General features: G+C 63.7%; 17 protein-coding genes and 2 pseudogenes. 11 read left to right on the top strand and 8 right to left on the bottom strand.

All coding sequences use genetic code 11. From position 1 onward, the window contains the following. Positions 1–151: 151 nt before the first annotated feature. Positions 152–811 (bottom strand): annotated as a pseudogene (locus Q8P46_11740) (alpha-D-glucose phosphate-specific phosphoglucomutase). Between the two features lie 55 nt (positions 812–866). Further along, positions 867–1,472: pseudogene (locus Q8P46_11735) on the bottom strand (transposase). Positions 1,473–2,057: 585 nt separating this feature from the next. Between Q8P46_11735 and Q8P46_11730 the strand changes: the two are divergent. From Q8P46_11730 to Q8P46_11695, 8 genes are all read left to right on the top strand, one after another. After that, entirely contained in the window at positions 2,058–3,653 is a 1,596-nt protein-coding gene (locus tag Q8P46_11730; protein MDP2620825.1) for an ABC transporter substrate-binding protein, read from the top strand. A gap of 68 nt (positions 3,654–3,721) precedes the next feature. Next, positions 3,722–4,729, top strand: a complete 1,008-nt coding sequence (locus tag Q8P46_11725) for an ABC transporter permease subunit (GenBank protein MDP2620824.1) — start codon at positions 3,722–3,724, stop codon at positions 4,727–4,729. 7 nt (positions 4,730–4,736) lie between these two features. Further along, a complete protein-coding gene (locus Q8P46_11720; protein ID MDP2620823.1) occupies positions 4,737–5,651 on the top strand; it encodes an ABC transporter permease subunit in 915 nt (304 codons plus the stop codon). Positions 5,652–5,653: 2 nt separating this feature from the next. After that, positions 5,654–6,208 carry a hypothetical protein gene (locus Q8P46_11715; protein ID MDP2620822.1) on the top strand — a complete coding sequence of 185 codons (555 nt, stop codon included), beginning with the start codon at positions 5,654–5,656 and terminating at the stop codon, positions 6,206–6,208. Between the two features lie 81 nt (positions 6,209–6,289). After that, on the top strand, positions 6,290–7,258 hold the full coding sequence (locus Q8P46_11710) for an ABC transporter ATP-binding protein (protein MDP2620821.1): 969 nt from the start codon (positions 6,290–6,292) through the stop codon (positions 7,256–7,258). Next, positions 7,255–8,226, top strand: a complete 972-nt coding sequence (locus Q8P46_11705) for a dipeptide ABC transporter ATP-binding protein (GenBank protein MDP2620820.1) — start codon at positions 7,255–7,257, stop codon at positions 8,224–8,226. Before Q8P46_11710 ends, Q8P46_11705 begins: the two co-directional genes overlap by 4 nt. Before the next feature lie 133 nt (positions 8,227–8,359). Continuing rightward, positions 8,360–9,217: an NAD(P)-dependent oxidoreductase gene (locus Q8P46_11700; protein ID MDP2620819.1), complete on the top strand. Its 858-nt coding sequence runs from the start codon at positions 8,360–8,362 to the stop codon at positions 9,215–9,217. A gap of 68 nt (positions 9,218–9,285) precedes the next feature. After that, on the top strand, positions 9,286–10,830 hold the full coding sequence (locus tag Q8P46_11695) for a class I adenylate-forming enzyme family protein (protein ID MDP2620818.1): 1,545 nt from the start codon (positions 9,286–9,288) through the stop codon (positions 10,828–10,830). Positions 10,831–11,479: 649 nt separating this feature from the next. On the opposite strand, the gene Q8P46_11690 is transcribed toward Q8P46_11695, so the two are convergent. After that, positions 11,480–13,066 (bottom strand): UbiD family decarboxylase, encoded by a 1,587-nt coding sequence (locus tag Q8P46_11690; GenBank protein MDP2620817.1) that lies wholly within the window; start codon positions 13,064–13,066, stop codon positions 11,480–11,482. Between the two features lie 292 nt (positions 13,067–13,358). On the opposite strand from Q8P46_11690, the gene Q8P46_11685 reads away from it, so the two are divergent. Further along, positions 13,359–14,429 carry a nucleotidyltransferase family protein gene (locus Q8P46_11685; protein ID MDP2620816.1) on the top strand — a complete coding sequence of 357 codons (1,071 nt, stop codon included), beginning with the start codon at positions 13,359–13,361 and terminating at the stop codon, positions 14,427–14,429. Here the strand turns inward: Q8P46_11685 and Q8P46_11680 are convergent. The 4 genes from Q8P46_11680 to Q8P46_11665 all read right to left on the bottom strand — a co-directional run bounded on the left by Q8P46_11680 (position 14,426) and on the right by Q8P46_11665 (position 17,316). Then, positions 14,426–15,406, bottom strand: coding sequence for a hypothetical protein (locus tag Q8P46_11680; GenBank protein MDP2620815.1), 981 nt, complete (start codon positions 15,404–15,406; stop codon positions 14,426–14,428). The genes Q8P46_11685 and Q8P46_11680 overlap by 4 nt on opposite strands. Positions 15,407–15,412: 6 nt before the next feature. Then, the gene (locus tag Q8P46_11675) at positions 15,413–15,865 is read right to left on the bottom strand and encodes a lasso peptide biosynthesis B2 protein (protein MDP2620814.1); all 453 of its coding nucleotides are present in this window, start codon (positions 15,863–15,865) and stop codon (positions 15,413–15,415) included. Positions 15,866–15,879: 14 nt separating this feature from the next. Beyond that, positions 15,880–16,179 (bottom strand): PqqD family protein, encoded by a 300-nt coding sequence (locus Q8P46_11670; GenBank protein MDP2620813.1) that lies wholly within the window; start codon positions 16,177–16,179, stop codon positions 15,880–15,882. A gap of 129 nt (positions 16,180–16,308) precedes the next feature. Continuing rightward, positions 16,309–17,316, bottom strand: coding sequence for a hypothetical protein (locus Q8P46_11665; protein ID MDP2620812.1), 1,008 nt, complete (start codon positions 17,314–17,316; stop codon positions 16,309–16,311). Between the two features lie 223 nt (positions 17,317–17,539). Here Q8P46_11665 and Q8P46_11660 point away from each other — a divergent pair, with 223 nt between their 5' ends. Further along, entirely contained in the window at positions 17,540–17,935 is a 396-nt protein-coding gene (locus Q8P46_11660) for a tail fiber domain-containing protein (GenBank protein MDP2620811.1), read from the top strand. 307 nt (positions 17,936–18,242) lie between these two features. Beyond that, positions 18,243–20,729: a hypothetical protein gene (locus Q8P46_11655; protein ID MDP2620810.1), complete on the top strand. Its 2,487-nt coding sequence runs from the start codon at positions 18,243–18,245 to the stop codon at positions 20,727–20,729. Positions 20,730–20,792: 63 nt separating this feature from the next. On the opposite strand, the gene Q8P46_11650 is transcribed toward Q8P46_11655, so the two are convergent. Then, positions 20,793–21,014, bottom strand: coding sequence for a hypothetical protein (locus Q8P46_11650; GenBank protein ID MDP2620809.1), 222 nt, complete (start codon positions 21,012–21,014; stop codon positions 20,793–20,795). Positions 21,015–21,062: the final 48 nt, after the last annotated feature.

Genomic DNA, 21,062 nt, shown 5'->3' with positions numbered 1-21,062 from the left:
AGATCAGCCATCGGGGGTGCTCCTGTCTTTTGGATTGGGCTTCAACAACCGCAATCCTCGCAGACAGGACGCCTTCCCCTAACCGCTCACGCCACTCCCGCGCCAGCGGGTTCGTTCAATCCCCATTCTCAAACGGGCTCTTAGCCAGCCTGGCCTTCTGCTCAGGAGTGGCAGCTGCTTCGACGCGGTCGGAAACCGGCTCACCGAGCTCTCGGGCCAGCTTTGCATACAGTTCGCCCGGATCCCTGCCCTGACGCGCGGTGAGCTCGGCTGACAGCAGCGCCGGGACCAGGCCATCCTTGTCGGTCGTCCACACCGAGCCGTCGCGGCGCAGCAGCGATGCGCCCGCACTCTCTTCGCCACCGAAACCCAGTGAACCGTCATTGAGGCCGGCTGAAAACCATTTGAAGCCAACCGGTACTTCGTACAACCGGCGGTCGAGCCGATTGGCCACGCGGTTGATCATCGCCGTGCTGACTACGGTCTTGCCGATTGCAGCATGTCTGCTCCACTGCGGCCGATGCTGGAACAGGTAGTCGATCAACACCGACAGGAAATGATTTGGAGGCATCAATCCGCTGCTGCGGGTGACGATGCCGTGGCGGTCGTGGTCGGTATCGCAGGCGAATGCGACGTCGTAGGCGTCTTTCAACCCGATCAGTCGTTGCATTGCGTACGACGACGGGTCCATGCGAATCCTGCCGTCCCAATCCACCGTCATGGACGCGAATTGCGCATCGACTTTCTCGCTGACCACGGTCAGATCGAGTTTGTAGAGTTCGGCGATCGGCGCCCAGTAATGAATGCCGGCTGTGGATCAGCACGAAAGCGTGGCTCTGACGCACTTTCGATGATGATTGGCCAATTCATGCTGCGCCGAGCAGCCTTGCCTGCAGCAGATCGAGCTTGCCTCTCCCGTACATCTGTCGCTTCACCAGCTTGAGCTTCGTGATCTGTCCCTCGGTCTGACCGTTTGACCACGGCTCCGTGATTGCAGCGCATACGGCGGCCTTGTCCCTGGTGATGCCGCTGGCGAAGGACGCGATGAGGTTTGTTCTGGCGTCCGCGATCCACGGATCGAGATCGGCGACGGTCTTCCCGCGGATCATGGAATGGAACCTGTCGATCAGGCTGCGGGCCTCGACGAGCACGGGCACCTCCGTTTCGATGGCGGCTATGGTCACGGTGTCGGCCTTGCTTAGGTGATCGCGGGCGGTCGTCATCAGCCGCGCGATCGTTCTGGCGGATGGCACCTTCTGCAGTTGCCGCAGTGAGGCCTGCTCGGCGCGCCGCCGCGTCGCCCATTCGCTGACAACGCGCAAGGACCCTCGATAACCTCTGGCCTTCGGTCGCCGCCAGAGCTCAGCCCCATTGCGGCAGCCCGCAGCCCATTGCTCGTCGAGGAAGGGCAAATGGGCGTCGAGCGAGCTCTGCCGTGTGCGGAACACATCGGCCCTCTCTCCGCGGATGACGGCGCATATGCCCAACGACGGACCCAGCGTCCTTCTGTGGGTCCGCGCCTATTCGGGCAACGAACCCGCGGAACTCCGCCTTGAATGCCTGTCTCTCCCTCCGCCAGCTATTAACATATTGATATCAAATTACATTTTGCCCCGTGCGAGGAGTCGAAATCGGCCACTCCTTTCTGCGCCTCCGCTGGGGGGTCTGGCTGCCGTGCTTCAGGCGCGCTCTAACCGGCCGAATGGCGCCCCAATTGCTGATGTCACCGGTCGGGTCGCAGGAGGCCGCGGAAATGCCCTGCAACCGATCCACGGCGGATCGGTCCATCATCATGGGCCTGTGAAACGGCCTGACGGCTAGGGCGATGGCCTTCACCAAAGAGTGACAGGCGCTGAATCCGTTGCCTCCTTCAGTGCTTCATGGCGTTCGCGTTATGGAGTAGAGTTCGCCTAAATCGACGACGTGCACCTTCGTGGAAGTCAAGAAGTGCCGCGAAAGGCGCCGCGCCGAAGGGGAGGGGAAAGCGTCCAAGTGACGGAAGTCCCGGATCTGCAATCCGGCGTCGCGAGGACGCCGAACACGGAGGATATCGCACCATGAAACGGATGGGATTAGGGATTGCGGTGGCCACATTGGCGGTGGCTTTGGCCGGCGCCGCCTCGGCGAAGACCTTGGTCTATTGCTCCGAAGGCTCGCCGGAAGGTTTCGATCCGGCACCGTTTACGGCCGGGACGACGTTTGATGCTTCGTCGAAGCCCATCTACAACCGTCTCGTCGAGTTCGTACCCGGAACCTCGGAAACGCGGCCGGGCCTGGCGGAAAGCTGGGAGGTCACCGAAGACGGCCTGGAATACACCTTCCATCTCAGACAGGGCGTCAAGTTCCACACCACGGACTTCTTTACGCCGACACGCGACTTCAATGCCGACGACGTCATCTTCACCTTCGAGCGGCAGCGCAAGAAGGACCACCCCTGGTACCAGTACACCGCCGGCATCGCCTGGGAATATTTCGACGGCATGTCGATGCCCGACCTCCTCAAGGAGATCGTCAAGGTCGACGACTATACGGTGAAGTTCGTTCTCACGCGCCCGGAAGCCCCGATGGTGGCCAACCTGGCGATGGACTTCGCCTCGATCATGTCGGCCGAATATGCGGCCAAGCTCGAAGCCGACGGACGGAAGGAGATGCTCAACCAGCAGCCGGTCGGCACCGGTCCGTTCAAGTTCGTCGACTATCAAAAGGACGCGGTCATCCGCTACAAGGCGCATGAGGACTATTGGCGGGGCAAGCAAGCCATCGATGACCTCGTCTTCGCGATCACGACGGACGCCGCGGTTCGCCAGCAGAAACTGAAGGCTGGCGAGTGCCAGGTCGCGCCCTATCCGAATCCGGCGGACATTGCCAATTTGAAGGCCGATCCGAACCTGGACGTAATGGAACAGGAAGGCCTCAATGTCGGCTATCTCGCCTACAACACCAAGGTCGCGCCCTTCGACAATGCGAACGTGCGCAAGGCGCTCAACATGGCGATCAACAAGCAGGCGATCCTGGACGCGGTCTTCCAGGGCGCCGGCAGGATCGCCAAGAATCCGATACCGCCGACCATGTGGAGCTACAATGAGGCGATCGAGGACGATCCCTACGATCCCGACGCCGCCAAGAAGATGCTCGATGAAGCCGGCGCCGCCGGCCTGAAGATGAAAGTCTGGGCGATGCCCGTACAGCGTCCGTATAACCCGAATGCGCGCCGCATGGCCGAGCTCATCCAGGCCGATTTCGGCAAGGTCGGCGTGGCCGCCGAAGTCGTCTCCTACGAGTGGGGCGAGTATTTGAACCTGTCCAAGGCCGAAGATCGCGACGGCGCGGTGCTCCTCGGCTGGACCGGGGACAACGGCGATCCGGACAATTTCCTTGCCGTGCTGCTGGGCTGCGACGCGGTCGGCGGCGCCAACCGCGCCCAGTGGTGCAACAAGGATTTCGACGACCTGATCCAGAAGGCGAAGGTCATCTCCGATCAGGCCGAGCGCGCCAAGCTTTATGAACAGGCCCAGGCCGTGTTCAAGCGTGAAGCGCCCTGGGCGACGATCGCCCACTCGATCGTCTACATGCCGATGTCCAAGAAGGTCACCGGGTACCATATGGACCCGCTTGGGTCCCATGCGTTCGAGGGCGTTGACATCGCCGAATAGGCCTTTTGCCAGACGCCGGGGCGGTCGCCAGGCCGCCCCGGCTTCCAGCCCGTGCCGAAGGTAGTCGGATGATACGATTCCTTCTGAAGCGGATCGGGTTCCTCATCCCGACCTTTCTCGGCATCACCATCGTCGCATTCGGTTTCATCCGCATCCTGCCGGGCGATCCGGTGCTGCTGATGGCCGGCGAACGGAGCCTGACGCCGGAACGTCACGCGGTGCAATTGAAGCTGTTCGGCTTCGACCGGCCGATCTGGGAGCAATATCTCGCCTATCTGGGGGACCTTCTGCACGGAGATCTCGGAAATTCGATCGCCACCAAGCGGCCGGTTCTCGACGAGTTCTTGACGCTTTTTCCGGCAACGATCGAGCTGTCCGTCTTCGCCATATTCATTGCCGTTTTCATCGGCATCCCCGCCGGCATGCTGGCCGCCGTTCGCCGCGGTTCGATTCTCGATCAGACCATGATGGGCGCGGCGCTCATCGGCTATTCCATGCCGATCTTCTGGTGGGGCCTCCTGTTGATCATTCTGTTTTCGGGCATCCTGCATTGGACGCCGGTTTCGGGCCGCATTTCGCTCATCTATTTCTTTCCCTCGGTGACCGACTTCATGCTGATCGATTCACTGCTATCCGGTCAGAAGGGCGCCTTCGCCTCGGCACTGAGCCACCTTATCCTGCCCTCGATCGTGCTGGCGACGATCCCGCTTGCGGTGATCGCCCGCCAGACCCGATCGGCGATGCTGGAGGTGCTGGGCGAGGATTACGTCCGCACGGCCCGCGCCAAGGGGCTGTCGCCGGCCCGCGTCATCGGGCTGCACGCGTTGCGCAACGCGCTGATCCCGGTGGTCACGACCATCGGGCTTCAGGTCGGCGTATTGCTGGCCGGCGCCATCCTGACGGAGACGATCTTCTCCTGGCCGGGGATCGGCAAATGGATGGTCGATTCGATCTTCCGCCGCGACTATCCGGCGGTGCAGGGCGGCCTGTTGCTGATCGCCGGCGTCATCATGGTGGTTAATCTGATTGTCGACGTCCTCTACGGGCTCATCAACCCGCGCATCCGGTACGTTTGAGGGCGTCATGGCTGACTTGGCGGTAAAGAGCGAAATCGAGGCCGAGGCGCGCAACGCCACGCGCCAGATGCTGCTGGAATTCTGGCACTATTTCAGCGAGAACCGCGGCGCGGTGATTGGCTTGTATGTCTTCGTCGCCCTGGTGATCGTCGCACTGCTCGCCTCGTTCATTGCCCCGCACGATCCCAACCAGCAATACCGCGACGCGCTGCTGACGCCGCCGATCTGGGAGAGCGGGGGACAGCTCAGGTTTCTGCTCGGCACGGACGCGGTCGGCAGGGATCTGCTGTCCCGGCTCATCCATGGCGCCCGCTTCTCGCTGTTCATCGGCCTCGTCGTCGTCGTCATCGCCCTGACGGGGGGCGTGGTGATCGGCCTGATCGCGGGCTACGTCGGAGGCTGGTTCGACACATTCATCATGCGCGTGATGGACGTCATCCTCGCATTTCCCTCGCTACTCCTGGCGCTGGTGCTGGTCGCCATCCTGGGCCCCGGCCTTCTCAATGCGATGATCGCGATCGCCATCGTCCTGCAGCCGCATTTCGTCCGGCTGACGCGCGCGGCAGTGATGAGCGAGAAGACCCGCGAATATGTCGTCTCAGCCAGGGTGGCCGGCGCCGGACCGCTGCGGCTCATGCTGGTGACCATCCTGCCTAATTGCCTGGCGCCGCTGATCGTTCAGGCAACGCTTTCCTTCTCCAACGCCATCCTCGACGCCGCCGCTCTGGGATTTCTGGGCATGGGAGCGCAGCCGCCGGCTCCGGAATGGGGCACCATGCTCGCCGAGGCCCGGGAATTCATTCTGCGGGCCTGGTGGGTGGTCACCTTTCCGGGGCTGGCCATCCTGATCACCGTTCTCGCCATCAATCTGGTCGGCGACGGGCTGCGCGACGCGCTCGACCCGAAGCTGAAGAGGAGCTGAGGATGGAGCCAGCGTTTATAGGGGTTCTTGGCCTAGTCCTGGGCGTAATCCTGTCAAACAGCGCCGTGCGGATCCTTGAGGCGCTTCGGAGGCGAGAGCGGATACAGGATATTCGAACGGCGCTGCGAGCGGAAATCAGATGTCAGAGGCATACTCTGCTGCAATTCAAAGAGGCGGCCGACCGCGGAGATATTGCAGAAAGATTTGCTCGCCCTTCCGAATCCGGCGCGACCTTCACGCCGTTCGTTCCACGTGAGGCGCCTTCCTTCGTATTTGATGCCATTGTTGGAGAAATCCATATCTTGCCGATCGAGATCATCGACCCGGTTGTGTACTACTACCGGCAAATTGCGACACTCACGGAATTTGCAGAGGATTTGCGAAGCGAACGCTATCTGACACTCGAAGCGCCCCGAAAAGCGGAAATGTACCAGGACTACCTTGCAATGGGTGTTTACGCGCTCGCACTCGCTGACGAAGCGATCGAGGCTATCGAGCAAACATCAATAACTCGGCTTCGGCCCGGTAGGCCCCGAGATTGGCCTCGGGGACGGTAGAGGCGCTGGCTTAGGGTCTGCAGACATGGCGCAACACTCCGATAAAACAATATAGGGCATTTGGATAGGATTTCCAAACGAATGGCGCTGCTCGAAATCCGCAACCTCACCGTCACCTTCGATACCGCTGCCGGTCCGCTCTTGGCGGTCGAGGGCATGGACCTCGACGTCAATCCGCGCGAGGTGGTCGCCATCGTCGGCGAATCCGGATCGGGAAAGTCGGTCGCCATGCTGGCGGTGATGGGGTTGTTGCCGAAGACCGCGACGATTGTCGCCGACCGGCTCGCCTTCGAGGGCCGGGACCTCGCTGCCTTGACGAGCCGCGAGCGGCGAAAGGTCATCGGCAAGGACATGACGATGATCTTCCAGGAGCCGGTCGCCAGCCTCAACCCCTGCTTCACCGTCGGGTTTCAGATCGGCGAGGTGCTGAGCACCCATCTGGGGCTGGGGCATGCGGCCCGCCGGGAACGCGCCGTCGGGCTCATGCGGCTTGTCGGCATTCCCGAGCCCGAGCGCCGGCTTTCGGCCTTTCCGCACCAGCTTTCCGGTGGCATGAGCCAGCGCGTCATGATCGCCATGGCGATCGCCTGCCGCCCGAAGCTGCTCATTGCCGACGAGCCGACCACGGCGCTCGACGTGACCATTCAGGCGCAGATCCTCGATCTGCTCCTGGAGCTGCGCAGCGAGACCGGCATGGCGCTCCTGCTCATCACCCACGATATGGGCGTGGTGGCGGAGACCGCCGAGCGGGTCGTCGTCCAATATGCGGGCCAGCAGGTCGAAAAGCAGTCGGTGATGGGGCTCTTCGCATCGCCCTTCCATCCCTATACCGGGCTGCTGCTGGCGGCGCTGCCGGAGCGGGCGGCCGGCGACCGGCTGGTCGCCATTCCGGGTGTCGTGCCGGGGCAGGGCGAACGTCCCTCGGGCTGCCTGTTCAATCCGAGATGCCCGCGGGCCGACGATCTGTGCCGCAGCGTCGAGCCGCCGCGCCAGGGGGCGGAGCTCGGCGAAGCGCTTTGTCATTATCCCCTTGGGCAGGCTGCCGCATGACCCCGATCATCTCGGCAGATGGTCTTGAGCGGACCTATGAGCTGCGCCGCGGCCTGTTTGCCCCGCCGGCCATACTGAAGGCCGTCGCCGAGGCGACCTTCACGGTCGAGGCCGGGCGCACGCTGGGGGTCGTCGGGGAATCCGGTTGCGGAAAGTCCACGCTTGGCCGTCTGCTCACCATGATCGAGCCGGCGACCGCCGGCGTTCTTCGCATCGACGGGCTCGACGTGCGCGCCTCCCGCAGGGAGACCCGGAAGCGGCTGCGCGCAACGGTTCAGATCGTGTTTCAGGACCCCTACGGCTCCCTCAATCCGCGCCACAAGGTCGGCACGATCCTGGAGGAGCCGCTTGTCATCAACACGCCGATGCGCTCTGCCGAACGCCGCCGCAAGGCGCTCGCCATGCTCAAGAATGTCGGCCTCAAACCGGAGCATTATGGCCGCTACCCGCATATGTTCTCGGGCGGCCAGCGCCAGCGCATCGCGATTGCCCGCGCGCTGATGCTGGAGCCGAAGATCCTCGTCCTCGACGAGCCGGTCTCGGCGCTCGACGTGTCGATCCAGGCACAGATTCTCAATCTGCTGCGCGATCTCCAGGAAACCTTCGGCCTGACCTATGTCTTCATCAGCCACGACCTGTCGGTCGTGCGCCATGTCGCCCACGACGTCCTGGTCATGTATCTCGGAAGGATGGTCGAACTTGCGCCGGTCAAGGAGATTTTCGAGCGCCCGCGCCATCCCTATACGCGCGCGCTTCTGTCGGCGACGCCGGTCGCAGACCCGACGCATCGCGGCGAGCGGATCCGCCTCGAAGGCGAGCTGCCGTCGCCGTTCGATCCTCCGAGCGGCTGCGTGTTCCACCCGCGCTGCATGTTCGCCAACGAGCGCTGCCGGGTCGAAAAGCCGGCGATGATCAAGACTGATGACGGCCGCGTCGCGTGCCATGCGGTGGAAGAAGGACGTATCTGATAAAGCCGAGGCTCCGATTTCCGGCGGCTTGCGGCCACGTCCCGGGCTTGCGGTCTCGGGCGGGGATATCTTAACGAGGAAGCCGTCCCGCGAGATTATGGCGCCAGGAAACCGGGCAAGCCGGAGGAGCAAGATGGCCGATCAAGACAACGGCAAGGAACGGGTCGGAGTTATCGGCGTCGGCCGGATGGGGCTCGCCATGGCCAAGCATCTCATCAATCACGGCTATCCCGTCAGCGCTTGCGACATCGATCAGGCCAGTCTCGACAAGGCCCGCGACATGGGGGCGGCAATCTTCGCGACCCCAGCCGAGCTGGGGCGCAATGTCGACTATGTGATCGTCGGCGTCGGTTACGATTCTGAGGTCAATGAGGTGGTGCTCGGAGAAAATGGGGTGCTTGGGACGCTCGTGCCCGGTTCGCTCATTGCCGTCTCCTCGACGGTGGCGCCGAATACCATCAAGCGGATCGGCGAGACCGCCGAGGCGAACGGCGTCGACGTGCTCGATGCACCGATCTGCCGCGCGCGATGTTATGCCGATGCCGGCGAACTGCTCGCTCTGTTGGGCGGCAAGACGGAGGTGGTAGAGCGCAGCCGGCCAATTTTTTCGACCTTCTGCTCTGACATCGCCCATTTGGGCGACATCGGCCAGGGCCAGGTCGGCAAGGCGTTGAACAACCTCCTGTTGTGGATCAACAGCATTGCCCTGATCGAAGCCGGCCGCATCGCCGAAGCGACAGGCATGGACCTGCCGTCCTTACGCGACGCGCTGATGATCAGTTCCGCCAAGTCGCAGGCCCTGCAGGACTGGGACCAGATCAGCTTCACCTGGGCGCTGAAGGACATGCAGATCGTCGGCCAGATCGCCGACGAGGCGGGGCTTGCCCTGCCGGTCACCGGCGCGATCAAGGAGCTCGTCAAGGAGGCGCGCCGCATCAAGGCGTCAAACCCGCCGCAATGGACAAGACACACCTCTGGCGCCAAGCCCTGACCGGGCAGCTCCAGCAAGGGCCGGCGCGCTCGATTGAAGGGCATTTTCGCGCGTGATAGCTTCGCCCCATGGCGAAAACCGGGGACACATACAGGCCGCTTCGGGCCGTCATCGCGGAGCAGGCCTCGCGCAGCCCGGACAAGACCTACGTTTATTCCATCGACCAGGACAAGCGCCTCTCCTACGGCGACCTGTTTCGTCTCGGCAACCGGATGGCGCAGTATTTTCGCGACCGCGGCCTTAAGGCGAATGACAGGGTCTTGATGCTGTCTGAGAACTCGGTGGAGTTTTTTGAGATCTTCCTCGGCGTGCAGCGCTTTGGCGCCACCATCGCCACCGCCAATGTGGAAATGAACCGCGACAATCTTGCCGAGATCATCGCGGTGGTCGCACCGAAGCTGGTGCTGATCCAGGACGGTCTCGGGCTCGAGGGCCTGCGCGATCCGTCGGCGGGCGTCGACTGGATGGAGATCGGCGCCTGGAATCCCGAAGGCGCTTCCACCGGTTTCTTCGGCGCCATCGAGGACTATTCCGGCGATGTCGAGCTGGAAGAGGTCTGCCGGCCCGAAGACATCGCCGTCATCTTCTATACCTCCGGCACCGAGGCGAAGCCCAAGGGCGTTCTGCAATCGCATTTGAGCGTCTGGGCCAATTTCGACGCCATCGCCGATTGCGTCGAGCTCGGCGAAGACGACCGTATGCTCGATTGCCGGTCCTATACCTGGCTGTCGGCCCAGAACATGACCCTCGGCGCGCCGCTCGTCGCCGGCGCCACCGTCCACATGGCGAAGAAGTTCTCGCGCAGCCGCTATTTCGAATGGGCCAAGACCTATCGCGTCACCATCGCCGTCGCCGTCCCGACGATCCTGAACATGCTGATGAACGAGACGGTCGACATCAGCGGCGCGGACCTGCCCGATCTGCGCTTCCTGATGACCAGTTCGGCGCCGATGCTGCCCGAGCAGTGGCGCGAATTCGAGGGCCGGTACGGCATGCGGGTGTGCCAGTCCTGCGGCTGCAGCGAAGCCGGCCTGATGTTCAGCCACCGCGGCTCAAGACGCAAGATCGGCACCGTCGGCCCGCCCCTGAAGCACCAGACCCTGCGGCTCCTCGATCCGGAAGGCAACGAGGTGCCGCAGGGGCGGCCGGGCGAAATCACCGTTTCCGGCCCGCAATTGAGCCACGGCTATCTGAAGTCCGACGGAAGCATCCAGAGACTGCCCGAGTCCGGTCACCGCACCGGCGATCTCGGCGTTCTCGACGAGGACGGCCACGTCACCATCGTCGGCCGGCTGAAGGACCTGATCATCCGCGGCGGCGTCAATATCTCGCCGCTCGAAATCGACGATATTCTGAGCCGTCACCCCGACATCATCGAAGGGGCGAGCGTCGGCATTCCCGACAGGATCTATGGCGAGGAGGTGATCGCCTATGTGGTCGCGCGGCCGGGCAGCCGCCTCAAGGCCGAGGACGTCATCGCCCATTGCGGCCGGTATCTCGCGCCCTTCAAGACGCCGAAGGACGTCTGCTTCGTCGACGCGCTGCCGAAAAACGCGCGCGGCAAGCTCGACCGCAGGGTGCTGGCGGCCACCTGGTGCCCGCAAACCCGCTGACCAAGAGCGGGATACGATCAGGTTTTTTCCCGTTGGGAGGGCGGTGGGGCTTGATACCGTTCTCCCGCCCCCTTGCGCGGGAGAAGGCAGGAATGAGGCGTTATTCCAGCGAGCACTTGAGGTGACCCGGAAGGAAAACGCCCCCGATGCCTCGCGACCTTTCTGCGCTTGTCTCCGGGTCACCAAGGTCTGTTCATGGACACACCGGTTGAAAATGCCAAAAATTGAAACTTTGCCAAGAGAAAGTGGATAAACGGGTCGAATAGTATGCCAGAAACGGCCCGTCAGGACGTCTAAACTGACGATCGGCGTCGACTGCATTCAACATTCGGGCAAGAGGGAAATTCATCTGTTGAAGGCCGTGTAAAGGAGAGGACGAAAGACAAGCAAGGTGGGAAGCAGTGGCGCGGTCGGTTCGATATAGCTCGGGGCATTGGCCGTGGGGTTACCTCATGCACGGGCAGAGGCGCCCTCCGGGTCCATGCATGCCGCTTGCGACGAAGCGGTTCACTTGACGCAGGAGGCGGAGAAACGGCTGGGCGGGGCCTTGTATGAAGGCCCGATGGAAAGTGCGCAATCGATGCCGGAAGCGACGGATTCGATGCCCGGCGTGGCCGAACGCAACGCGCCGCGGTCGGGACGCCGGGCGTCAGCGCCCGGTGCGGGCGAGCGAGTGGACCCAGGGCTTGCCGACCATATAGCCCTTGGCCTTGGCGATCTGATCGGGTTTGAGGAACTTGTCGAGGCTCACCTGATCGACGGGATAGAGCGGGCGCAGGAAATCGTTCTCATAACCATAGGGCACGGTGGCGTCGATTCCCATGCCGCCTTCGAACACGGTGTTGGCCGCGGTCCACTGCTTGTCGCCCGCGGTCATGCGCTCGGCCGGCATGAAGGTCTGGCCGACCGCGCCGGGGTGCGGGTTCAGGATATCGGTCTGCGGGTTCACCCGGGTGGTCAGGCACCACATGATGTCGTCCATGTCGTAGATGTCGGTGTCCTCGGACACCGCGATCGCCAGGCGTGACCCTTGCGAGCAGGAGAGGATCGCGGCCAGGAAATTGCGCTGCCAGCCTTCCTCGATCCTGTTGCGCTTCTTGACCTGGATGATGGCGCCGCCCCAGTCGCACATGCAGTAGGGGATGTTGACGTCCTGGACGATGCCCGGCTGCAGGCGTTCGCAGAGCTCGTAGATCGTCGCCTCGCGCACCGTCGATTCGATCGTATGGCAGTCGAGCGTGTGGACGCCGAGCGGAAACACGATCGGCCGCGAGGCCGGGTCGCGCATGGTGACGCCGGTAACGTGGAAGGTCGGTGCCTTATAGGCCTTGCCCATATATCCGGCCCATTCAGGATGGAAGTGGAAGCGGCCTTGGATGCCGGCCGCCTCCGCCTCGGCGGTCTCGTAGCGGCGGTCGCGCGGCATCAGATGGCCTTCGAGCACGATCTCTGCGTCGGCGAGCGCCATCGCGTCGACCGTGCGCGCCTTGACCATGCGCACCGGCTCGTTCTGCAGCCGCCCGGCGACGCCGAGTTCGTCGCAGCCCTGCGGCAGCACCACATAGTCGAAGCCGGCGCCGGCCATCATGTTGGGGCCGTAAGGGATGCCGAAATTGAGCGTCAGCGGGATCGGCTCGTCGTCGCGGTAATGCTTCATCATCGTCTGCCAGGCGTGCGACCCCGGCGCGATCTGAAACGTGCCGACATTGCCCCAGCGGAAGTTGCAGCGGTTGTAGCCGACGTCGGTTCCGCCTTCGAAATAGTCGCCGGTCAAGAGCCTCTGGCCGGAGCCGACCGTCAGTTCCGGCTCGTGGTCGGTGTGGCGGATCGGAACGATATAGTCGTTGACGTCGTTCGGCCGTTCGACCACGTGTTCCTGAACCGGCGCCTTGCTCTGTTCGACCTCCACCGGCGGCAGCGGATTACGCAGCGCGCGGGCGATCTCGACCGTCCGCTCGCGGCCGTCGCGCCAGCCGTATAGCTTGTGCATGATGTCGTAATCGGCGAACAGGTTGGTGATCACGCGGTGATTGGGCTTGCCGACGACATTGGTGAACAGCAGCGGACAAGACCCGTCCAGATGCTTCTGGATGCCGGTGATCTCGAGGTCCGGATTGACCGGCGCGTCGGTTTCGATGATGTCGCCTTCCTGTTGCAGAAAGGCGATGGTGGCGCGCAGGTCCCTCAGCGCCTCGATCCGCGGTTCGCCCCGCCCGTTGCTGCTGCTTGCCTTCATGTCGGTCCCCTCATCTGGCCGGCGCATATTCGACATGGGCCACCGCAGTGGTGGCCCGCTTGCCATGTTATTCGAATTTGCCCGCTTGAATAGGCCCAAGGGCTGTTTCCTTCCGAATTGATGCAGGGGACGAAGCGATTTCGCGCCCATGGCCGGATTTGCGCCGTTTGGCCAATGCCTCGCGCCGTTCCGTTTCAAATTGCCACCGGTGCCCCGACTGGCTAGGGTTATTTGCGGAGGCGAGAACCCCCTATCGACCGCACGGAATGCGGGGTGGGGCGGGAAAAGGGGCGTGCCGAGACACTATTCGCATTCGGTCCTGGATGAGGATGCCGCCGGCTGCCTGCGGTGCCTTGCCGATCCCGAAGCATCCGACGCCCGGCCGCTGCCCCGGCTGACGGGAGATCGGGTCGAGGCCCTGTTCTTGGCGGCCCAGGCGCACGGCGTCCTGCCCGCCGTTTTTCGCGCCGTGAAGTCGCGCCTGAAGGCCGTCGGGGGGCGCCCAGGGGGACGGGCGACAGATTTTGGCCCCTATGCCGGAGCGATCCAAGCGGCCGAAGAAAGGCTGCACATCGTCGTCGGTCAGTCGCTTCGTCTTTATGGATACGCCGAAAAGGCGATGGCCGCGCTGACCGCGGCCGGGTTGGATGCGGCTACCGTCAAGGGTCCGGTCTTTGCGTCGCTGCTCTACCCGCGCCGCTCGGACCGCTCCTATACCGATATCGACATTCTCGTCGACCGATCTGCCGTCAAGGCGACTGGGGCGGTGATGCGGGAGCTGGGATTTGAGCCGTTGCGGATCGAGGGCCGGGACAGCGATGTCTATGGCGAACATAAGTGGGTTCTTCCCGCCGACTCCTCGATCATGATCGAGCTGCATGAGGGCCTCGTCCATTCTCCGACGATGCGCCGGAGCCTCTCCCTCGACCTGGCGCAATGCCGCATGGCGGGCGGCGGCGATGCGGCCGACGCAGCGGCGCTGTTACTCGTTGCCGGCGTTCACGCGGCGGCCGGCGATCACTTTGACCGGCTCCAGCCCCTGGTCGACGTCATGCAGGCGGCTCGCGGCCGGGCGGGGCCCGTCGATGAAGCGCGGCTGTTGCAGGTCGGCGCGCAATCCGGTTGTTTGCGGGCCGTCGCCGTCGCCCTGCGCGTGGCCGGACGGGTCTTCTCCGAGGTCCGATGCATGGAGCTTGCCGAAAGGCTGATGCCGCGCGCGAACCGGCTCGAAACGCTTCTCGTCGCGCCGTCGGTCGTACTGGCGGCGCAGAGCGCTGCGGGGCGGCGCGTGTCCTGGCGGCGGAAGATCGTCCGTCAGCTCATTCGCCGCCCGGTGCGCCGCCCGGCAAGGGCGGAAGGCTAAGCGGCGATCCGGTCGCCGAGATACGCGCCCAGCCCCTCCATATCGTCGCCGGTCGTCAGCTCGAATGTCGCCGCTTCCTGAATAAGGCCCGCCAGGACCCCGAATCTGGATTGCATGAATTGCGGCATTCCGCCGGCCCCGGTGCGCAGATTGTCGGCGCTCAGCGACACCAGGGCCTCGTTCTTCGACAGCCGTCTCAGCGCGTGTTCGCCGCCGCCGCGTCCGTTCAGGCGGATCACGGCCGCGACCTTGCAAGGTTGCGCGCCTTCGATGCGGCCAAGCTTGGCGGCGCTGTCCATCGACAAGGGCTGTTCGTCATGCGCGTCCCATGTTCCGGTCAGGTACCCGTTGAGCCACGGGAACAGACCGGCGGTCTGGCGGTGCACCTTGAAGGCGCGCGGAACGCCCCAGACCTGGTGATGTCCGCCATCCTTCCGGATCACGGCGGTATCGTCCGAGAACACGCCATAGCCGCCGCGCAGAAGCGCCAGCGAGGCGGTGGTCTTGCCGGTGCCGCTGGGCGCGAAAATCAGGATCGCGGATCGGCGGTCCGGCAGCGTCGCGGCGGCGGCGTGGATCAGGGTCTGACCGCCGGCGACGAGGGCCGCGTCGAGCGCATGAAAGAATGCGGTCCCGCTCAGGCGCGCCTCTTCGCCGCTTTCGACCGTAAGACAGCCCGCATCGCCCAGGGAATCCAATACGAACGAGATACGGTCCGGCATCAGGAAATAACGCGCCGTCTCGTCTTCGCCGAATATGCAGGACCCTTCGCCGGCGATTTCGCCGCGATAATAGATCTTGGCCACCGGCGGAAGATCGCCGGGCGTGCCGTGGCGCAACGAAAGCCTGAAGGTTTCCGGAGCGCCGGCCGCAAGCCTTAGCGCGCGTAGATGGCGATCGATGCGGTCCAGCAATTGCGCGGAGTCGGAGGCGACCTTCAGGACCGGGCCGGCGAGGCTGTAATAGGCTTCGGCCATGCCCTGTCAGGCTTGCGACGGCGACGGGTCGGCGAGTGGTGCGGGGCCGGCGCCGCTCGGATGGCACAGCACGGTCGTCATGTCCGGCTCCGGAGGGTTGAGGATCGCCGCGCCGTCAAGGCGGACCCAGCAATGGGCCTTCGGATCGGGGCCGTGAATGTTGCGCTTGTCGACGGCGAAAACCAGTTCGGCCGGAAAGCCGGCCTGGCGAAGAAAGCGATAGGCGAGAAGCCCCTCGCGCAGACAGCGTCTGTCGCGCATCTGGATCGGCTTTCGCAGCGATTTCCTGACCCGGCGGACGATGTAGCCGGCTTCCAGGCCCTTGTAGGCCGCGGTTGCGGTTGGCTCGGCGCTGCGCAGAATCGCACTCAGGCTGCGGTCGCGGATTTGCAGGGGAAGCAAGCGGGCCCTGATCCAAAGCTCGGTTCTGAACCTCAATCTCTTCAGCAGGCCGTCCATAGCGAATTCTTTTCTCATACGGTCAGGATGAGCTTTTCGGCATGCAGCTTGCCGGCAATCTCCATCAGGTCATCGCGCGCCGTTTGCGCGTCCACGTCATAGGCCGCGAAAATTTCCGAAGCGATTTCATCAAGGCTCAGGCGCCCGTCGATCCGGCTCAGAAACGCGCCCGTCACTTCGTTGCATGAATAGAGCTGGCCGCTTTCGCCATCGAGAATGACGGCGCCATCCTCCAGCAATTGAAACGAGGCATGGGGCGCCAGCGCGAACACCGTTGCCATGCCGTCAGGCAAGGCCGTCGAATCTGTACTCATCACACCCATTCCCCCCGTCGGAGAAAGTCGGATGCGTCGAGGACGAAGGATCGTCCGCGACGTTACTCTCCCGCTCCGCTTCCCTGGCTTAAATAGAGCAAACTCCGAGCGCTCTCAAGCGAGCAAGCGTCACAGCGAAAAGCTGTTGCGCCGCCATCCCATCCATTGGTCCGGATGCGCCTTGACCAGCGGCAGAAGCCGTTCCGCATATTGCATGGCGGCTTCCGCGAGTGCCGCGTCCTTGCCTTTGGCCGGGTCCGGCACCAGCCGTGGGCCGATGATCACGGAATAGCTCGCCAAGGGCTCCGTTTCGATCGTGGCTACCGGAAACAGGGCGGCTCCCCTCTGTAAGGCGAGGTTGACCGGCCCGGTCGGCATGGCGAGCCGCGCCGAGGCGCCGAACGGGATCTCCATCACCCGCGAGCCGGAGGTCAGGATGTTGGCGATCCCGACAATTCCGTTTTCCCGAAGGATGGCCACCATGCGCCGCGTGCAGGCGAGCTCGTTGCCGCTGCCGGCGTCGGTGTTGTTCAGCAACAGGCGTTCCTGCACATAGCGGGATTCCACGGCGGTCTGAATGGGATTGAGATATCGCCGCCCGAAGGCGCTGATGGAATCGCCGTGGAGGACGCTGCTCAAATAATGGATGCGGTAGCCGGCCTCGTACAGCCCCCTCTTGGCGACAACGTTGTGATCGATGAAATCGTCGAACCAGAGGATGACGCCTTTTCCTTGCGCCAAAGCGGCGGCGACGCCGTCGACGCCCTCAAGGCGGATGTTCGGGCGCCAGCGGTCGGACCAGCGCTCCGCGACGACGTACAGCCTCCGGCGTTCCCTCCTGTTCTCGCGGTCGCGATGCCAGGAGCGGATCGTGTCGGGCCCGACATCATGGCCGTAAACCGCTCGAAATCGCTGGCGCAGCTGCATCACGCGGCGCTTTCTGAGGCCGCGTCTTAGTCGATGCATCACATCGGCGACCGCAGCCCAGCGGTCTGGCGGCAGCAGGGCCGTGGTCAGGCGATACAGCCCCATCAGCGTCAGGTACTGGAGATCGGCACGGCGTATCAGCCGGGGCGGTATCCTGAGCTTTGCCGAGCGCGTACGAAACCGCACCGGGTATGGCAATTCCGAAACCACCGTCGTTCTCCCTTGGCCGCAGAACCCGAACGCCCATATGCGCCTGCGGCGCGGCGCCGCTCTCGTGCCGACATTAGGAGCAACCGCCGCGGCCGATCAATTGCCGCGATCGCCAAGCCATTTGAAGCAGTTTTGCTCGGTTGTCGCTGCGCTACCCGCGTGGTAGGATTTTTTTTGGTCCTATGAATAATGGCGCCTGCTGGCGGCCATCGGGGGGTGACCCATGGGAAACAAGGACATTCGGCCTTCGACACGGACCGACGGCAAGGATTTGAAGCCGTATCACAAGCCGACCCTGACGAAGGGATCGGTCCTCAGCGATGTGACGGCGGCGGTCGCCGCCGGCTCGGGGGCCGCACCGGCGTCCGACATCCGTCTGAAGCGTGACATCCATCCCATCGGCCGCACGCAATTCGGGCTGACACTTTACCGGTTCCGCTATCTGTGGAGCGATATGGAGATGGTCGGGGTCATGGCCCAGGAGGTTCTGGAGGTTGCGCCGGAGGCCGTCATCACGGGAGCCGATGGTTACTTCCGGGTCGACTATGGCCGCCTCGGCCTGAGCATGGAGACTCTTGCCGACTGGCAGGCCCAGGAAGGTTTTGCCGCAGCCGCTTGACGACTGTTTGTTCGACTTTTAGCCCCGCGTGAAATCATAGGGTTGCGGTCGCGATCGCGTCTTCGGTGCGCGCCGGGGAGGGGCTGCGTACACCTACCAGCAAGACTGAATTGACGGCGCGGCTAAGTGCCTTCCCGCCGCCCGCCGAGCGGGCCCGAACCCGCACCGCCGGTCTCGCCCCGCTTGCGGTCAAAGCCCCCGGTTGCGTCTTTTGGGTTTTTTTGACCGAGGTCATCGCGCCTGCCGCTGTTCATGATTAACTGATGCGACGAAACGGGAAGCCCACATTGACCATGCGGGGCATGCCATGTATTTCGCAACATCTCACAAGCTGATCGTTGGCACCGTCGTCGCGTTGTGCTTTGCCCAGGCCGCGGAGGCACAAACGCCGAACCACGCCATCTGCGATCCTTATGCGACGACCGCCGTTTCTCTCAACAATGACAACCTCGCCAACAAATGCGGGCTGACGGGGCCCGAGTGGAACAGCGATTACCGGTATCACTACGATTGGTGCATGCAGGGGCGCAATTCCGCCAGCGCCAATGCCTGGAACGATTGGCGGCGCAATAAGATCAACCAGTGCCGCGCCGCCGCGGTTCCGCCGACGCTGTTTCGCATGCTGCCCCAGCTGGCGACGCCGCCGAAAACGGTAACCCAGCCTGAGATCGCCAGGCAGCCGCAGTTGCAAATGATCCCAAGGGCCATTGTTCCGCCCGCGCCCCAGGTCCAACCGCAGCCGCAAGCCCAGCCGCAGCCCCCGGCGCAGCCCAAATTCCAGGTCATTCCCGAGACGGCGATCTTGCCCAGGCCGAGCCTCCAGCCGAGCCAGGCCGTCGCGGTGCTCTGCGATCGGTACGCCCGCGAAGCGATCGCGGCCCATAGACTCAGTATGGAGGCCGCCTGCGGCTTCGCCGGCCCGCAATGGAACGCCAGTTTCAGCTATCATTATGACTGGTGCGCGCAGGGGCGCAATTCGGCCAGCGCCAGCGCCTGGACCAAGTGGCGCAGCGATCAGCTTGACAAGTGTCGTTCGGCGGCGGCAACCGGCAAGCAGCCCCCGTTCAAGATGATCCCCGATGCGGCCATCGTGCCGAAACCCGGCGCGCCGACCCCGCCGCCGGCGGCGAAGCAGCCCCTGTTCAAGGTCATCCCGGATATAGCGATCGTGCCGAGGCCCGGCCTGCCCACCCCACAGGTCCCGCCGACGCAGCCGCGCGCGCCGACCTGGGCTGGCGACATCAACAGCTGGGCGAACACCGCCCTGCAGCGCATCGGCCGAGACATGGATCGGCTGACCGAGGCGCTTAAGAAGGCCCGGCTGCGGCGCTACGGAGAACGGCCGAAAGACCTCAAAGCGGTGCTCCCCAAGCCGGAATCGACCCGCGAGCTGATACAGGAACAGGCGATCGCCCAGTCCGTGAACCAGAAGATCAAGGAGCTGGAGACGGCAGGGCCGTTGAAGAAACCTCTGGCGGAGGGGGTCTACGAGCCGCCCAGGATCGTGACATTGTTCTACTTCCCGCAGGCGGAGGCGCTGCAGCCGGACATGTATGTGATCATCCAGGGATCCGGCTTCGGCACCGAGCCGGGGCGGGCCTATCTCAGCTACAGCAGCGGCAGCGGCGAGCTCGCGGAAGGCAAGCGCCAGCACAATATCGAGTTTGAGCCCCTGCACGGGTCATGGTCCGACGGCTGGGCCGACACCTTCGTCGTCGTCAGGGTGCCGTCGGTGCTGCCCGGAGAAAAGATGGGCGGCACGCGCGATGCGGTCGTTTCGGTGGTGCGTTCCAACGGCGCAATGGCGCAGGTCGCGGTGCTGCTCGAAGGCGGCAGTTTTCCGGTCATCACTTCGGCCACGACCAATCGCGGCACCATCGGCTGCTGCTGCCCCGTGGGCACAGAAATCTGGTCGCAGCTTCCCGGAAGCCACGACTATGTCTATTGGCCCAGGCCGACGCCGTATTATTCCTGGACAACGCCCTGCGGCCTCGACAAGAAGCCGTGGCTCGAACCGGGTGGTACCGTCGCCATTCACGGCAGGCGCTTCGGCAAGAGAACGGACGGGACGATCGAACTCGGTCTGGGTTCTGAGCCCATACCCGGTCTGCCGCGCGTCGGCCTTGAGGTGGATACGTGGACCGATACGGAGATCCATCTCCGCGTGGAGAACGTGCCGATCAGCGGCTATTTCGCGCTGCGTCCGGCGTGGATCGACCTTCAGACTTCCCTCGGACGGGCCAAACTGGAGCCGGTCGCCTTCGGTCCGGAGATGGACAGCAAATGGGTGTCCGGTTACCGCTGGCTTGAGAAGAAGGTGCAGAAGGAGGCCCAAAGGACCGACGACGACACGGCAATGATCATCGTCCACGTGCCGAAGTGCGACTGGGCGCTGGGCAGCAAGGAGCAGACGAACCAGGAGGGTTTCGACGACTTCTTCGCCGAGCCCGACGCGCCCTACCCCGAGGACGTCAGGATTACCTGGGTCCGGTTCAAGCATATCGATCCGACGAACCCCGTCAGCGACTGGGACGTTCTTGGTCCTGAGGTACTGGGCTTGATAGACGTGATTTTCGACCCTGCGAGCTTGGTGATCTTCGGCCTGAAAACCTTTTTCAAGGCGATATTCCTGGCCAACGAGGGCGGCTATCACGCCTATCCGCCCTCGTCGCCGAAGAACAAGACCTACGGGGTCCGTTGGGCATCGTCCTGTGCGATCGGCGACGGCAAGCCCATCGTCTATTTCAGCTCGTTCCTGATCGAGGGTCCGCCCAAGGCAGTGGCCAAATATTGAACGGCGACAGGCGTGCGCGGCGCGTGCCCGATGAGCGGTGATCGGCCGGCCTTTGAGACCCCTTCAATCATTCAGGTTGCGTAGCGCCTCATTCGCGGTCTTTACTAACAATCTCGGCACCCATGGGCTGGAGGGCTTGCCGGTCGACCATGTCGACCAGAGCGGGAAAGTCTCATCATGCAGCGACATCTCCTTGCCGCGGTCGCCGCCATGCTTGTGCTGTTGCCGCCGCCGCCGGCGGCCGGCCAGTTCCGTGAATTTCTGGAGCTTTTTCAGCCCCGGCAAAAGCCGAAGCCTCGACACCGACCCTCAACACCGGTGCCCTTGCCGCCG

The sequence above is a fragment of the Hyphomicrobiales bacterium genome, from assembly GCA_030688605.1.
Classification (GTDB): domain Bacteria; phylum Pseudomonadota; class Alphaproteobacteria; order Rhizobiales; family NORP267; genus JAUYJB01.
The sequence above is the reverse complement of the archived record's forward strand: the minus strand, read 5'-3'. Positions and strand labels throughout refer to the sequence as shown.